Here is a 16,000-nt window from a genome sequence, read left to right on the forward strand (position 1 = left end):
AGGTGACAACCATGACAGTAACGATTAACATCAAAGACTTAGTCAAAAAGTATGCAGATGCGACGGTCATTCCTGCGTTGTCCCTGGAGATTAAGAAGGGTGAGTTCTTCACCCTTCTCGGTCCTTCCGGATGCGGGAAAACTACACTATTACGAATGATTGCTGGCTTTAACAGCATTGAAGGCGGGACGATCAGCTTCAATGAACGGGTCATCAATCAGGTCGAACCGGGCAAACGGAATATCGGGATGGTATTTCAGAGCTATGCGATTTTCCCTCACTTAACGGTTAAAGGCAATATTTCGTTTGGACTGGAGAATCGTAAAATTCCGAAGGAACAAATTGCCGCTAAGGTCGATGATATTCTGAAGGTTGTACAAATCGAACAATATAAGGATCGGATGCCGAAGAATCTATCTGGGGGACAGCAACAGCGTGTCGCACTTGCTAGAGCGATCGTCATTCGTCCAGATGTGCTGCTCATGGATGAGCCGCTTTCCAACCTCGATGCGAAATTACGGATCGACATGCGGAATGCAATCAAGGATATTCAGAGGGAAGTTGGGATCACAACCGTATACGTCACGCATGACCAAGAAGAAGCGATGGCTGTATCGGATCGGATTGCAGTCATGAAATCGGGGATCATTCAGCACCTGGGTACACCACAAGAGATTTATCAACGTCCTGCCAATGTATTCGTTGCTACCTTTATCGGTCGAACGAACATTATAGAAGGCACCCTAACGCAAGAGGAAGGCCGTTATTCCTTACAGATCGGTTCTTATTATGCTGAGCCAATGTCTAATATCCGCGTTCCTAAACCACAAGCTTCGCTGAAAGTACAAATTTCGGTACGCCCGGAGGAGTTCATTATGTCGGAGGATCAGAGCGGGATCCGAGCTACCATTGTACAAAGCGTATTTTTGGGACAAAATACACATTATTTCGTAGATCTCGAATCGGGTCAGCGGATCGAAATCACGCAGGAATCGAAAACGAGTCAAATCCTTTCCCCCGGTGAAGTGATTTATCTGAAAGTCAAAACAGACAAGATTAATGTATACGATGCTGCGGGTGAATTGAACTACACAGGGAGCGGTCAGCTATGAATGATACGCGCAAACGGTTTGACATCTGGACCAACATTTCGTTACTGATCTTTGTCTTCTATATTCTCTTTCTAGCACTTCCGTTATTCACCATGTTGATTAAGAGTTTTTACAACGGCACGACAGGCGATTTTTCACTTGCGTATTTCACGAAATTTTTCAGCAAGCCCTATTATTTAACGGCACTATTCAATAGTATTAAAGTAACGGTCTGTGTAACTGCACTTGCTGCGCTGATTGCAACGCCGCTGGCCTACTTGATGGCCACGATTAAAATTAAAGGGAATTCTACCATCCGCATTTTGATTCTGATCTCGTCGATGTCAGCACCATTCATAGGCGCTTACTCCTGGATCCTGCTATTAGGACGAAATGGCGTAATTACTCAATTCATCAAAAATGTGTTTGGGTTCACTATGCCTGATATATATGGGTTTACAGGGATTCTCGTCGTCTTAACGTTACAGATGGTTCCGCTTATCTTCATGTATGTATCTGGTGCGCTGAAGAATGTGGATCAATCGCTCATGGAAGCGGCGGAAAGTATGGGTTACAAAGGCTTCAGCAAAATGCGCAAGGTTCTGCTTCCATTGATTACACCAACGCTGCTCGCTGGCGGATTGCTCGTATTCATGCGCGCACTTGCTGATTTTGGTACACCGATGTTGATCGGTGAAGGGTTTAAAACTGTTCCCGTCCTTATTTTCAATGAATTTATTAGTGAGGTCGGCGGCGATGATGGGTTTGCTGCTGCGATTAGTGTCATTGTCGTGCTCTTTGCTACCGTGATCTTCTTGCTGCAGAAATATGTATCCAATCGTAAATCTTTCACGATGAGCGCTTTGCATCCAATTGAACCGAAGAAGAAGTCGGGGATCGGTAATATTGTGGCTCACGCTGTGATCTATCTATATACGTTAATAGCTCTTTTGCCGCAGCTGTATGTTATTTATACGTCCTTTCTCAAAACAAACGGTCGAATTTTCGTCGATGGCTACTCGCTGAAGAGTTACATTGACGCATTCAGCAATATTGGTGGTGTTATCGCGAATACGTTCCTCCTTGCGGTTGTATCCATCGTCGTGATTATTCTGCTCGCGATTCTGATCGCATATGTGACGGTTCGCCGTAAAAATGCATTAACGAACACACTTGATATCTTCACCATGTTCCCTTATATCGTTCCTGGTTCTATTTTAGGGATTGCACTGCTCATTACCTTTAACGATAAGCCGCTCGCATTAAGTGGAACCGCACTTATTATGATTATTTCCTTCGTGATTCGACGTCTGCCTTATACGATTCGATCCAGTGCAGCGATATTGCATCAGATCAACGGGGGCATTGAAGAAGCGGCGATCAGTTTGGGAGCTTCTCAGATGCGAACATTTTTCAAGATTACACTTCCGATGATGGTGGCGGGTGTCGTCTCGGGAGCTATTCTTAGCTGGGTTACCATCATTACGGAGTTAAGTACTTCCATCATCTTATATACGGGGAAAACGAAGACGGTTACGGTTGCGATTTATACCGAAGTTATTCGAGGCAACTATGGCGTCGCTGCAGCGTTGTCTACCATTTTAACATTGATTACCGTCATCTCACTTCTGGTCTTCCTCAAGCTGTCTGGGCAGAAGGAAGTATCGCTATAAAGCTCGTTCATATCATGCAAGTCGGCACCTGCGGTAAGAGGGTCGACTTGTTTTGATTTTTAGAGTTTATTACCATGGACGAATGTCCACCTTTTTCCTTACACTGAATAGAGGGGCGTAAGGTAAATAGACGGATATCATAGTCGGAGGACAGCATGAAACGCAGAAAACATCGCAATTTTAAAGAATCGACCCGTCGCTTGTTTCGTTTATATACGATGATTCCGTTTGCGATATTAATGGTATTGTTCGTTATATTTACGATTGTCAACGGTAGAATCAACATGATACAGAAAACGAATCAAGCTGCACAATCGATCAGTCATTCCATCGCTGAAGTCTATCAACAATACAATGATGAGATTCAGCGGATGGCGGATTCTCCTGCCGTTGAGAACTATGTGAGTACACGTTTGGAAAGCGAGAAGGTATACTCTGAATTCTATGATTTCAACAACCAACAGAAGGTGAAGAGCATATTTCATATTCTGAACAAAGACGGGATTTTTCTCGCTACCTCTGCACCAACGGATTTATTGGATTCCGACTTTACTTTCCGAAACTTCATTCACCGGGTAGGGTTGTATCCAAATGAGACGATAGCTGAAATGAACAGCTTTCGGTACTCACATGATCGGAATACAAGTTATTCGTTTGGCCGAGCGATCGTGAAAGATGGTCAGACGATTGGCTACATTATCTATCAGCTGTATGAAGCCGATTTTCAGAAGCTGATCTTTACGCAAAATAATGAAATCGCGTTGATTACCGATGAGTATAAGACGATCATTGCGACCACCAGTAACATTACCAAAGGGGTTCTAAACAAGTTCCAACCAACGCTCAATAATCAGGGACATGCCCAGATTAATAACGGAAGCTACTATATGTATTCCAAACCTATCCAAGGCACGCCGATGCAAGTATTTACGCTGAATTCCTATAACTCAGAGCAATACACGTACTATACCGTGGCTATCTTTATCGTAGCGACTTGTGTGCTGCTGTGGATTATGCTGCAGTTCTTATCGAATAAAATGTCAACCCGCAATTCAGAGTCGATTGACAAATTTGTTACTGCGCTGGATGCGCTAAGAGATGGGAAGTTAGATGGTTATGTCGATATTCAGACGGGGGATGAATTCGAAACGCTGGGTCAAGAGTATAATGCGATGCTGGACCGGCTGCAGGACTTGCTCAAGAAAAATAAAGAGCTGTCGGAACTCAGTACGATGATCGAAGTCAAACAATTACAGGCGCAATTCCACCCGCATTTCATTTTTAACGTGCTCGAAACCTTACGGTATGCGATCAAGATGGATGTAAATCAAGCACAAGAGATTGTAATCCTATTATCTCGCTTGTTGCGATATAGTATCGGACATGATCGCAGCGTCAAGTTGAAGGATGATATGAATTATGTGCGTGATTATTTGAAGCTCCAGCAAATTCGATTCAATGAGCGACTTGAGTATCGCATATCCGACACGGAGGAGACGCAAGATATATTTATTCCTAAGCTTTTACTGCAGCCCTTTATCGAAAACGCTATCAAGTATGGGTATCAGAATCAGAGCAATGTCCTGATTGAGATTCGTGTTTATACGTCGGACGAACAGCTAATTCTTGAAGTTCAAGATAATGGTCAAGGGATGGATGAGCAGACCCTGCAGGAAGTCAATCAGCTATTGCGAAGCCAGAACAACATGACGCAGCATATCGGACTGTACAACGTTCATCGTCGTCTAGTTCTTCTGTATGGCGAAGCGTCTGGGATTCGCATGAATAGCATCCAAGGAAAAGGTACATGTGTGACCGTTACAATTCCTTTCGAAAGGAGTGGATCAGATGTTTAAAGTGTTGCTTGTTGAAGATGAAGATATGATCCGACGGGGCATTCGATTTAGTATCGATTGGTTGAAATATGATTGTATTGTGATCGAGGAGGGGCTGAACGGACAAGATGGGCTGCAGAAAATCTGCGAATACAAGCCAGATATCGTGATTACGGACATTAATATGCCCATTATGGACGGTATATCCATGATTCGTGAGGGGCTCGAGCAGCATACCTTCAGTAGTATCATCATCTCGGGCTATAATGAATTTCATTTGGCGAAACAGGCGATTCAGTTAGGCGTAACTGAATTTCTCGTGAAGCCGTTAGAGGACGATCAACTCATCGCAGCATTGGAATCGGCGAAGGCTAAAGTGGACCTTCTCCGCAAATACGAGATTATTTCCAATCATCCGCAAGAGAAAGAGGAGATCATTAACAGTCGGTTTCTGGAGAAAGAGACGAAGACATCGAAGTACGTATCCAAAATGATCGCCTATGTGCAGGAGAATTATCCAAAAAAAATAAGCATTCGTGATCTCGTGGAAGAGCTGGATTTAAGCGCTTATTATTTGAATCAGAAATTCAAGGCGGAGACCAGCTACACCTTCAATGAGTTCCTGAATCGCTACCGTATTCAGAAGTCCATTGATTTGTTAAAAGCCGGAGATGGCAAAGTATATACCATTGCTCAGGATATTGGTTTTAGTGATTATAAATACTTTATCAGCATCTTCAAAAAATACGCTCATGGGACGCCTAGTAAATACCTAGAATATTTCGGGGAGAAGGACATGTAGTGTGTGAAGCGTTGGAGACAACGAAAGACGCCTTGCGGCAAGGAGTGTCCCTGAAACTGCAAGGCGCTTCGTGTATATATCAGACCGTTAATGACGTGTAACCTTAACAAGAAGTGTTCAATCAGGAGTTTGAAGATTATAAGCTTTAAGCTACGACACCACGCTGTGAATCGAATGCTTCGTATTGTTTATTATGGATGATCGCTTTAAGCACCTGTACAGTCTTCCATACATCTTCATATGTTACGTAAAGGGCAACCGGTGCTAAACGTATAACATTTGGAGCCCGGTAGTCAGGGATGATGTTGTTCGCTTTCAGTGCTTTACAAATACGAACAGCTTCTTCATGATGCAAGCTGATGTGGCCGCCTCTACGGGAATCTTCCGTTGGGTTAAGTAATGTGAAGCCCAATTCTAACAAATCTTCATTAACCAATTGCATGAAATATTGGGTGATATGTAGCGATTTAATGCGAATTTCTTCGATTGAAGTTTTCGCAAAAATTTCTAAGGATCCCATTAATGGAGCCATACTTAAAATATGCGGTGTACCTGTTTGGAAAGCACCTGCCGAATGTTCAACCGTTAATTGATGCTCCATATCGAACTGTTTATCTTTTCTTGAGCTGTACCAGCCTGTTAAACCGGGAATACGACCAAAATGTTTCTTGTTCACATAAAGGGAAGCAACCCCGCCTGGACCTGCATTTAAGTATTTGTAGTTACACCATACAGCAAAATCAACACCCCACTTACTGAAGTAGTGAGGGATTGCGCCTACAGAGTGACAGCCATCAAAACCGATTATAATCCCACGAGCATGAGCTTCTTCAGTTAGGCGCTGAATATCAAGCAATTGACCACTTCGATACAGAACCGTTGGTAGTAAGATCAAAGCAACTTCATCCGTCATTGCTGCAATAATGTCTTCTTCTTCAATGAGGCGACCATCTCTACTTTGAATAGAAATCAGATGGGTCTCAGGATCATATCCACGCAGTCGAATTTGACTTTGAAGAGCGTAAATATCGGTTGGGAAATCAAGCTCCGTTGCGATAATTTTGGTACGATTGCCCTTTGGTTCATAAAAAGTAGCTGCAAGTTGGTGTAGGTTAATTGTTGTAGAACCTGTTATGATTACTTCTTCGGGTTCAGCGCCTACAAGCGGAGCCATCATTCTGCCGAGTTTTTCAGGTAAATAGAACCAAGGTTCCTCGCCTGTCGTCCAACCGTCGATATGATAATTTTTCCATGATTGGAGCATGTTAAGCAGCGTTTGCTCCGCACGTTTCGAAAGTAATCCGAGTGAATTTCCATCCAGATAAATCATACCATCCGGGATATAGAACTCATCACGAAGAGCACCTAATTTATCCTGTGCATCCAGGTTTTTAGCGAAGTCGAGCGAGTTTTCAAATGCTGTGATTTCCAAGTCAATTCACCTCTTATTTTGTAAATTATGTCAATTTGGTATCAATATAATATAAATATGATGCAACGTCAATCACACAAAGAAAGCGCTGTCAAATGGTTTCTTTACCAAACGCCTTCAAAGAACTAATCGATCTTTGCTCCATACGAGCGTGCCATGGCAACGGCTTGATGCATATCCATGCGAACCCCTTTGACATCTAGAGACTTAAAGTCAACACCATCTAGAATAGCCCCTCTTAAATCTGCCCCCAATAAACGGCATTTGGACATTTGTGCGCGGGACAAGTCAGCATCACGAAGATCTGCTTTTTCAAGATTACACTCATGTAGATCGGCTTCAACGAAGCGAACCCCGCGTAAATTTTGTTTGGCTAAATGCGTATGTCGCAAGTTGGTATAAGACCAATCTCCTTCTAGGATCGTCAATCCATCTAAATGAGCTTCTGCGAAGTCAGAGCCGACCATTTTACAAGATTCAAACTTGGCGACAAATAGATTCGCTCCTCGAAAGCGGCAGTTTGTAAAAGAGGATCCCTTATGGATGGAAGCATTAAAGGCCGTATTGGTAAAATCACATTCGATAAAATGACAGTTATTTGTCCACACTTCTTCTAGATGGGCACCAGTAAATCGACATTTGGTGAATGTACATTTGTTGAGCTCACCTTCTCTAAAATCTGCATGGCTAAAATCAACTTGATGATATTCTTGATCGTTATATTGATGCATGGAGTCATCTCCCTATTACTTTTTGGTTCGTATATTTATCCTACACTATCGCATGTGAAAGGGACAACTTAACAAGTCTTTTTTCTTAATGCTAAACGCATATAAATATGATAATATTCCGTTTATCATTAAAAATAGAAAGCGCTTTCTAATTGAACGATCTTTGAAATGGGAAAGGTAAGGGAACGGATGTATAAATTAATGCTTGTAGATGACGAAGAAGATGTAAGTGGTGAAATAGAATGGTCGGTGTACGGGTTTAATGAAGTAGAGAAGGCAGATAATGGGATCGACGCATTGGAACTGATGGATCGATGGATCCCGGATGTGGTCGTAACGGATATTAAGATGCCTTTTATGGATGGTTTACAATTATCTGAGATCGTAAGGGAGAAGTTCCCACATACAAAAGTTATTATTTTGACAGGATTTGATGAGTTTGAATATGCGCAAAAAGCCATCCATTTACATATAGACCAATATGTCCTCAAGCCTTTCTCGGCCCAAGAGTTAGTTGAGGTACTCATAAAGGTCAAGCTACAAATGGATGAAGAATTCGCGCAGAAAAAAGATATGCAAATGTTAAAAGAACAATACCGCCAGAGCCTACCTATTCTAAGGGAAAATTTCCTAACCTCACTTATTAACGGAAGACTCACTCCACAGCTTATTCAAGATAAATCGCTTCAGTATCAAATGCAATTACATGGAAAAGGATTCGTCGCATCTGTGATTCGTATGGATCATTACGCTGTAACGAATAAAGAGCTGCAAGGCTTCGCCGTATTCAACATAACAGATGAAATTGTAAGTAAATCAGAGCTTGGTGTCGCTTTTATGCATCATGATGACGTGGTTTTATTAAGCATCTATGACACATCGGATCGGGAACAAGTCATGCAATCTACACTTACTGTGCTGAGTGAAATCGTCCAAAGCATTCAGAAATATTTGAAATTAACCGTGACCATCGGTGTGGGTACGGTTGTAGATGAAGCAGCAAAATTGAATTATTCGTATGAAGATGCTATACAAGCGCTTGATTATCGGCCGATCCTTGGTAGTAATCGAGTTATCTGTATTGATGATGTGGAGAAGCGTTTCAATGATCAGCTACGATTCGATGAGAGTAAAGCACATGCACTCATACTCGGGATTAAAGTCGGAACAAGTGAAGAAATAACGGGAATTGTCGAACAATTATTTGATGGAATCACAGATCGATCCATTTCTTTTAAAGATTATCAAATTTATTTATTAGAGATGATTACAACGATCTTGAAGGCAGCTAAAGATTGAAATCTGGATTTTGATACCGTATTTGGAGCGAATTATTTGCCGTTTGCGGATATTAATAAATTTACAAACCTGCGTGAAACGAAGAGTTGGATTCTGGGCATCTGCTTGCGAATGATGGATCATATTGCATTGGATCGCCAGTCCAATTACCGTAATCTAGTTGAGAAGGCGATTCAATTTACGAAAAAACACTATGCAGAAAGTGACATTTCGATCCAAAAATTGTGCGAGCATCTGCATATTAGCGCAGGGTACTTCAGTAGCATTTTTAAAAAGGAAACGAAGATGACGTTCGTTACTTATTTACTTCAAGTTCGGATGGAAGCGGCTAAGGAGTTATTACGTACGACAGATTTAAGAGCACTTGATATTGCTGAACAAGTGGGTTATGCAGACGCCAATTACTTCAGTCATTGCTTCCGTAAATTCGTCGGTCAATCACCCAAAGAGTATAGGAATTATTCAGGAGCATCGGGATGAAGGTGAAAAGTATTCAGTTTGTCATCACGGTATCTTTTACTATGATCTCTCTAGTCATGCTTATGGTTGGGTTTGTGCTTTATCAGAAGTTTTCAAGTACAGCAGAGCAGAATGCGTACTTAAATACGGAACAGATTGTCGATCAGGTGAGTTACAACCTGGAATCATACATCAAAGGCATGTCCGATGTATTTGAAGTGATCGATTATAAAATCCAAAATAGTAAAGCGTTTCAAAGTGATACCCTACGTGAGCAATTGGACGTTGTTCTTAACTCGAGGCAGGATATTGTTTCTTTGACGCTCTTTACGAGCCAAGGGGAAATTTTGACAGAGATTCCTAAGAATGATGTGCGAAAAAATGTCAATTACACCGAACAAAGTTGGTTTCAAGCGGCACTTGAAAATCCGAATCACCTGACATTCTCGCTCCCTCATATCCAGAATATTTTTAAAGGGCAATATAAATGGGTCGTCTCAATGAGCAAGGAAGTGATGCTGGACCAGGGTGGTAGTAGGGTACGTGGTGTGCTGTTGATCGATGTCAATTTTAAAACCATTGATGAATTATGTAAGCGAGTCAGTTTAGGAAAGAAAGGCTATGTGTACATTATCGATGAATCAGCAGGCAATATTGTTTATCATCCACAGCAGCAATTAATTAATATTGGACTCAAGTATGAGAACGTGGAGCAGGCGCTTAAATTCTCGTATGGGCGATACACCGACAAGATGGATGATGAAAAACGGCTAATTACGGTCAAAACCGTCAGTAACATTGGCTGGAAAATTATTGGTGTCTCTTACTTAAATGAAATGGTTACGGTGAAAAAAGATACAGGCGGTTTTATTGTGTGGGTGATTATTATTGTCATCATCTGTATTTTGCTGTTGTCAGCTTTTATGTCGGCACGTATTTCCAAACCGATCAATCGCTTGAAAAAATCGATGGAGAAAGTAGAGAAAGGTGACTTTGACATCAGTATCAATGTAAAAGGCGGCGATGAGGTCGAGCAGCTATCACGTAGATTTAATTTGATGGTGGCACGCATCAGGCAGTTGATGGATCAAAGCTTGCAGGAGCAAGAGACGAAGCGGAAGAATGAGCTAGAAGTACTGCAATCGCAGATTAACCCCCATTTTTTATACAATACGCTTAATTCTGTCGTTCGTATGGTAGGAAGTGGTAAGAATGAAGAAGTCGTTACGACGATAACCTCATTGTCTAAGTTTTTCCGCATATCGCTTAGTCGGGGTAAGTCGATTATTACAATCCAAGAAGAATTGGAGCACATTCGGCACTACTTAATTATTCAAACGATGCGTTTCAAGAATAAATTTGACTTCGAAATTACAGCGGATGAAGATACACTTGCTTGCTTGACACCGAAGCTTATTTTGCAACCTCTAGTCGAAAATGCAATATACCACGGAATCGAATATATGGTAGACAAGGGGCATATTCAAATTGCTGCCTCGGTTATAGATGACAAGATTCTACTTATCATTCGGGATAACGGTCTAGGTATGCCATCTGATGTTCTGGCTAACATATTGGTCGGTGGAAGTAAGAGTGATACAGGTTCTGGGGTAGGCGTTCGCAATGTACATGAGCGCATCCGGCTTTATTTTGGTGATGCATTTGGTCTGGAATTCGAAAGTCAATTGGAAGAAGGTACTGAAGTGAAAATATGGATTCCACGGATGAAGGAGGAAGGTTAAGCCGTTGAATAGGAAGCGATTAGGACTCCTGCTTTTCATATGGTTATGTGTCGCAGCTTCGATTAGTTCATGCTCGAATCAAGCTATAGAACGCGATAGAGGCCAACGTAAAGAAATTGCATTTGTTGCCAAGCTAAAGCAGGGTGACTATTGGAATACGGTTCGGATGGGTGCGGAAACCGCAGCGAAGGAGCTTGGCATTAATCTGAACTATATGGCACCTGATCTTGAAGAAGATGTATCACGATTGAATGATTTAGTCTTGCAGTCTATCCGAAGCCATGTAGATGCTGTTGTAGTCGCGCCACATGATACTAGTTCTCTGACTGACATTACAGAACAAGCGGGTAAAAAACATATTCCCGTTATTACTATTGATTCCGAAGTTGGAACTCCGTCTGTACAAAGTATGATCGGTACCAACAACTATGAAGCGGGTAAAAAAGCCGGAGAGAAGCTGATCGAATTAACAGGTAAATCTGCAAGAATTGCCCTTATGAGCATAATGCAAGACTCTCATCAAGCAGATTTGCGCGAACAAGGTTTCCTTGACGCGATTAAACAACACCCCCAAGTTCAGTTAGTAGATACTTTATTTTGCTTATCGGATCAACGATACGCTAACAAACTGACATTGGATACGATAGAGAACAATGGTCCAATCAACGGTTTTGTCGCTTTGAATACGGCAGCTTCTTTGGGGGTTGCCGATGGTGTTAAACAGCTTGGACTTGCAGGGAAAGTGAAGATTGTTGCGTTTGACAATACACCTACTGAACTAGAGCTGCTGCAAGCTGGTGTGTTTCAAGCCACAATCGTACAAAATCCATTCAGCATCGGTTATTTAAGTGTGAAGTACGCGGTTGAGGCTGCTCGAAACAAAAAAGTACCACAGCGGGTGGATACGGGTTTTAAAGTGATCGATAACGAGAATATGTTCTGGTCCGAAAACCAGAAGCTGTTATTTCCGTTTGTGAAGTAAAGCAAACGGATAAAAGCGAAATCGTAACATATGAGAATATTGCTAGAACACATGAGGATTTTGTATTTGTTTTCGTTTTGTAATCCCTTACATTTAGGGTGTAGAGAGAAAGAAGTCCTAATATGGAATAATTAAGGGAGGTTTTTAAATGAAAAAAGCGTTACCAATCGTAGTAGCAGGTGCATTAGCCGTTTTGATCGCTGGTTGTTCCACTTCAAGTAGTGGTTCTAGTCCTGATAAAAGCACACCAGGAGCAGCAACACCTGCAGCAACTACCAATACTAAAGCTGGAAATTCAACAATCGGTGTTGCGATCTATAAGTTTGATGACACATTTATGACAGGTGTACGTAATGCAATCTTCACGGCTGCCGAAGGTAAAGGAAAAGTAGACATCGTGGACAGCCAAAACTCACAACCTACACAAAACGATAAAGTGGATCTATTTATTACAAAAAAAGTAAATGCACTTGCGATTAACCCAGTTGACCGTACAGCTGCAAGCATCATTATTGATAAAGCTAAAGCGGCAAAAACCCCGGTCGTATTCTTCAATCGTGAACCACTGGCTGATGATATGAAGAAATGGGATAAAGTGTATTATGTGGGAGCAAAAGCCGAGCAATCCGGTACGATGGAAGGCCAACTGCTTGTTGATTATTTCAAAGCTCATCCTGAAGCAGATAAGAACAAAGATGGCGTTATTCAATATGTGATGTTAAAAGGTGAGCCTGGACACCAAGATGCTGAACTTCGTACGAAATTCTCTGTCGCTGCGATTCAAGATGCAGGTATGAAAGTGGAGAAGCTCGCTGAAGATACAGCAATGTGGGATTTGGTTAAAGCACAAGACAAAATGGCTGCATTCTTAGCTGCACATGGCGATAAAATCGAGGCAGTCATTACGAATAATGATGATATGGCACTTGGTGCAATTTCTGCATTGAAAGCAAAAGGATATTTTAAAGATAACAAGTTTATGCCGGTTGTTGGTGTAGATGCAACAGCTCCTGCTCTTAAGGCCCTTGAAGAAGGCACACTTCTTGGCACGGTTCTGAACGATGCGAAGAACCAAGGTAAAGCAACATTCAACCTTGCAAACGTATTAGCTCAAGGACAGACACCCAATAAAGAGAATACAGGATACGATGTAACAGACGGTAAATATGTATGGGTTCCTTATAAAAAAATCACAAAAGACAATATGAAGGACGCACAATAATTGTTAATTACACGCATAAGACAAGGGAGCAATGTATGCTTACGTTGCTCCTTTGCTCTTGAATCGTTGATTTGCATGAGGTAGGAGGGGTTACGATGACCCAAGGTAGGTTCTTACTTGAGATGAAGAACATCGCCAAAGAGTTTCCTGGTGTAAAGGCGCTGGATGATGTCACGCTTCAAGTACGCCCTGGTACAGTTCATGCGCTCATGGGTGAGAATGGTGCAGGGAAATCTACACTGATGAAATGTTTGTTTGGCATCTATACACCAGATGCTGGCGAGATTTATTTGGATGGGACGAAAGTGACAATCCACAATTCCAAAGATGCACTAAATAGTGGTATTTCAATGATTCATCAAGAGCTTCACCCGATTCCTTTTCGAAGCGTGATGGAAAATTTATGGCTCGGCCGGTATCCGTTGACGAAAATTGGCCCCTTTAAAATTGTAAATAATAAGAAAATGCTGCAAAACACAGAGACATTATTACAAGAATTAGATCTCGATATTAATCCGAAAGCCATTGTTGGCAGTTTGTCTGTTTCCAAAGTTCAGTTATTAGAAATTGCCAAAGCAGTGTCTTATCATGCGAAGGTCATCGTCATGGATGAACCGACTTCTTCTTTAACAGGAAACGAAGTTGAGCAATTATTTGCAATTATTGCGGAGTTGAAAAGTCGTGGCGTGTCCATTATCTATATTTCTCATAAAATGGAAGAAATATTGCGAATCTCAGATGATGTAACGATTATGCGTGATGGGAAGCGAACAGGCACATGGCCTGCAACAGAGCTTACAACAGATTTGATTATTAGCAAAATGGTTGGGCGCGACTTAACGGAAAGGTTCCCTGAACGTGATAATGCCCCACACGGCGAAATTTTACGGGTTGAAAGTTTAACTTCAGCCATGTACAAATCATTCAAGGACATTTCTTTTACGCTAAAAAAAGGCGAAGTGCTTGGTGTCGGTGGTCTAGTTGGTGCACAGCGTACCGAGCTAATTGAATCACTCTTTGGTCTTCGCGCACTTTCTTCGGGGAAAATTATGATTCATGGCAAAGAAACAACAATTAAATCACCTAGAGATGCGATTAAGCAAAAAATTGCACTGCTTACGGAAGAACGACGGGTAACGGGTATATTCCCTGTGTTATCTGTTCTTGAAAATACTGTCATTACAAGTCTTTCACGCTATATCAATCGCTTTTTCCTCTTTGCGGATAAGAAACCTAAGATAGACGTGCAGAGTAGTATTGAGAAACTTCGGATAAAAACCCCTTCATATCGTACTTTAATTGGTAATCTGTCTGGAGGAAACCAGCAGAAAGTACTGTTCGCCAGATGGCTGATGACAGAGCCTGATATTCTGTTGTTAGACGAACCTACGCGTGGGATTGATGTTGGGGCAAAATATGAAATTTATATGATGATTGCAGACCTTGCTAAGCAAGGAAAAAGCATCATCATGATTTCTTCAGAAATGCCGGAGTTAATGGGGATGTCTGACCGGATAATGGTCATGTGTGAAGGGAAGCTGGCAGGAATTGTAGATGGAAAGACGGCGACAGAAGAAGAAATTATGCGCCTTGCAGCACAAGATACAGCATAATTCTTTCGTTAAATACGGGAGGGGTACTAAGATGGACAGCTTACAAGTAAAGAAAATTGGTAATTTCATGACCCAGTATGCGATTTATATCGTCCTCGTCGTGCTGGTCATTGGTATCGCATTGTATGACCCGGGCTTCTTACAATTATCAATTTTACGAGATATTCTATCGCAATCATCTACACGTGCTATTATTGCGCTCGGTACCGCATGTATTTTGATCACAGGTGGGACGGATCTTTCGTCAGGAAGAGTAGTTGGTCTTACAGCAGTCGTATCTGCCTCCATGCTACAAATGATGGATTATCCGAGAAGATTTTTCCCAGATATGCCGGAGATCAGCATCTTTATCCCCATTGCCATTGCAATACTTGCAGGTTTAGTTATTGGCATTATTAATGGTGTAATTGTAGCCAAATTCAGGGTGCCGCCGTTTATCGCAACACTGGGTACGATGGTTATGGTATATGGCTTGAACTCGATATATTTTGATACCAAACCGAATGAATCGCAGCCAATAGGCGGGTTACGGTCAGAATTTACGAACCTTGGACAAGGTTATATTGGCAAAGATGGCTCGTTTTCGATTCCGTATATCGTATTAATTGCGTTAGGTGTGGCGATTATTACATGGATTATTTTTAATAAGACACGTCTGGGTAAAAATATGTATGCGATTGGTGGCAACATACAAGCGGCTACGGTGTCAGGTATTCATGTGGCACGTAACTTGATTTATATTTATGCATTTGCCGGTGCTTTGTATGGTTTATCAGGTGTATTAGAAGCTTCCCGTACGGGTGGTGCAACGAATAACTATGGAAATATGTATGAACTTGATGCGATTGCAGCCTGCGTCGTAGGTGGTGTCTCCACATCAGGTGGGATCGGAACCGTGCCAGGCGTTCTTGCAGGGGTATTGATCTTCGGTGTTATTAACTATGGATTAACTTTTATCGGGGTAAGTCCGTACTGGCAGCTTATTATTAAGGGATTAATTATTGTGGCAGCAGTCGGTTTTGATATTCGGAAGTATTTGGCTAAGAAATGATAGAATGGTTGCTGAAAAAGGTTATAAATGAGGAGGCTATCGAACATGCTCGATAGCCTTTCCCTATG

The 16,000-nt window shown here is 41.8% G+C and carries 13 protein-coding genes; 11 read left to right on the forward strand and 2 right to left on the reverse strand.

All coding sequences use genetic code 11. The features are described 5' to 3' along the window. The first annotated feature begins 11 nt into the window (after positions 1-11). The 4 genes from ACSBOP_RS06245 (at position 12) to ACSBOP_RS06260 (ending at position 5,401) form a co-directional block, all read left to right on the forward strand. Positions 12-1,112 carry an ABC transporter ATP-binding protein gene (locus tag ACSBOP_RS06245; protein WP_442603574.1) on the forward strand — a complete coding sequence of 367 codons (1,101 nt, stop codon included), beginning with the start codon at positions 12-14 and terminating at the stop codon, positions 1,110-1,112. Continuing rightward, positions 1,109-2,764 carry an ABC transporter permease gene (locus ACSBOP_RS06250; RefSeq protein ID WP_442603575.1) on the forward strand — a complete coding sequence of 552 codons (1,656 nt, stop codon included), beginning with the start codon at positions 1,109-1,111 and terminating at the stop codon, positions 2,762-2,764. Before ACSBOP_RS06245 ends, ACSBOP_RS06250 begins: the two co-directional genes overlap by 4 nt. Before the next feature lie 155 nt (positions 2,765-2,919). Next, positions 2,920-4,620, forward strand: coding sequence for a sensor histidine kinase (locus ACSBOP_RS06255; protein WP_442603576.1), 1,701 nt, complete (start codon positions 2,920-2,922; stop codon positions 4,618-4,620). Beyond that, a complete protein-coding gene (locus tag ACSBOP_RS06260) occupies positions 4,613-5,401 on the forward strand; it encodes a response regulator transcription factor (protein WP_442603577.1) in 789 nt (262 codons plus the stop codon). The genes ACSBOP_RS06255 and ACSBOP_RS06260 overlap by 8 nt, the downstream gene beginning before the upstream one ends. A 145-nt stretch (positions 5,402-5,546) precedes the next feature. Here the strand turns inward: ACSBOP_RS06260 and kynU are convergent, their stop codons facing one another. Both kynU and ACSBOP_RS06270 read right to left on the reverse strand, forming a co-directional pair. Next, entirely contained in the window at positions 5,547-6,833 is a 1,287-nt protein-coding gene (gene kynU / locus ACSBOP_RS06265; protein ID WP_442603578.1) for a kynureninase, read from the reverse strand. Between the two features lie 125 nt (positions 6,834-6,958). Continuing rightward, positions 6,959-7,564, reverse strand: coding sequence for a pentapeptide repeat-containing protein (locus ACSBOP_RS06270; RefSeq protein ID WP_442603579.1), 606 nt, complete (start codon positions 7,562-7,564; stop codon positions 6,959-6,961). 189 nt (positions 7,565-7,753) lie between these two features. On the opposite strand from ACSBOP_RS06270, the gene ACSBOP_RS06275 reads away from it, so the two are divergent. The 7 genes from ACSBOP_RS06275 (at position 7,754) to mglC (ending at position 15,932) form a co-directional block, all read left to right on the forward strand. After that, positions 7,754-8,863, forward strand: coding sequence for a response regulator (locus ACSBOP_RS06275; RefSeq protein ID WP_442603580.1), 1,110 nt, complete (start codon positions 7,754-7,756; stop codon positions 8,861-8,863). A 36-nt stretch (positions 8,864-8,899) separates the two neighbouring features. Continuing rightward, positions 8,900-9,343: a helix-turn-helix transcriptional regulator gene (locus ACSBOP_RS06280; RefSeq protein WP_442603581.1), complete on the forward strand. Its 444-nt coding sequence runs from the start codon at positions 8,900-8,902 to the stop codon at positions 9,341-9,343. Then, positions 9,340-11,064 (forward strand): cache domain-containing sensor histidine kinase, encoded by a 1,725-nt coding sequence (locus tag ACSBOP_RS06285; RefSeq protein WP_442603582.1) that lies wholly within the window; start codon positions 9,340-9,342, stop codon positions 11,062-11,064. Before ACSBOP_RS06280 ends, ACSBOP_RS06285 begins: the two co-directional genes overlap by 4 nt. 4 nt (positions 11,065-11,068) lie before the next feature. Next, positions 11,069-12,046 carry a substrate-binding domain-containing protein gene (locus tag ACSBOP_RS06290; RefSeq protein ID WP_442603583.1) on the forward strand — a complete coding sequence of 326 codons (978 nt, stop codon included), beginning with the start codon at positions 11,069-11,071 and terminating at the stop codon, positions 12,044-12,046. Positions 12,047-12,194: 148 nt separating this feature from the next. Continuing rightward, on the forward strand, positions 12,195-13,268 hold the full coding sequence (locus ACSBOP_RS06295) for a galactose ABC transporter substrate-binding protein (protein ID WP_442603584.1): 1,074 nt from the start codon (positions 12,195-12,197) through the stop codon (positions 13,266-13,268). 95 nt (positions 13,269-13,363) lie between these two features. Continuing rightward, entirely contained in the window at positions 13,364-14,881 is a 1,518-nt protein-coding gene (locus tag ACSBOP_RS06300) for a sugar ABC transporter ATP-binding protein (protein ID WP_442603585.1), read from the forward strand. Positions 14,882-14,912: 31 nt separating this feature from the next. Then, on the forward strand, positions 14,913-15,932 hold the full coding sequence (mglC, locus tag ACSBOP_RS06305) for a galactose/methyl galactoside ABC transporter permease MglC (RefSeq protein WP_442603586.1): 1,020 nt from the start codon (positions 14,913-14,915) through the stop codon (positions 15,930-15,932). Positions 15,933-16,000: the final 68 nt, after the last annotated feature.

Origin of the sequence: Paenibacillus sp. KN14-4R (genome assembly GCF_052180255.1) — a bacterium.
Classification (GTDB): domain Bacteria; phylum Bacillota; class Bacilli; order Paenibacillales; family NBRC-103111; genus Paenibacillus_AM.

Bases quoted from the DNA above. Each gene is read 5' to 3' on its own strand.
- ACSBOP_RS06245 (WP_442603574.1), top strand. From the start codon at position 12: ATGACAGTAACGATTAACATCAAAGACTTAGTCAAAAAGTATGCAGAT.
- ACSBOP_RS06250 (WP_442603575.1), top strand. From the start codon at position 1,109: ATGAATGATACGCGCAAACGGTTTGACATCTGGACCAACATTTCGTTA.
- ACSBOP_RS06255 (WP_442603576.1), top strand. From the start codon at position 2,920: ATGAAACGCAGAAAACATCGCAATTTTAAAGAATCGACCCGTCGCTTG.
- ACSBOP_RS06260 (WP_442603577.1), top strand. From the start codon at position 4,613: ATGTTTAAAGTGTTGCTTGTTGAAGATGAAGATATGATCCGACGGGGC.
- ACSBOP_RS06270 (WP_442603579.1), bottom strand. From the start codon at position 7,564: ATGCATCAATATAACGATCAAGAATATCATCAAGTTGATTTTAGCCAT.
- ACSBOP_RS06275 (WP_442603580.1), top strand. From the start codon at position 7,754: ATGTATAAATTAATGCTTGTAGATGACGAAGAAGATGTAAGTGGTGAA.
- ACSBOP_RS06285 (WP_442603582.1), top strand. From the start codon at position 9,340: ATGAAGGTGAAAAGTATTCAGTTTGTCATCACGGTATCTTTTACTATG.
- ACSBOP_RS06295 (WP_442603584.1), top strand. From the start codon at position 12,195: ATGAAAAAAGCGTTACCAATCGTAGTAGCAGGTGCATTAGCCGTTTTG.
- ACSBOP_RS06300 (WP_442603585.1), top strand. From the start codon at position 13,364: ATGACCCAAGGTAGGTTCTTACTTGAGATGAAGAACATCGCCAAAGAG.
- mglC (WP_442603586.1), top strand. From the start codon at position 14,913: ATGGACAGCTTACAAGTAAAGAAAATTGGTAATTTCATGACCCAGTAT.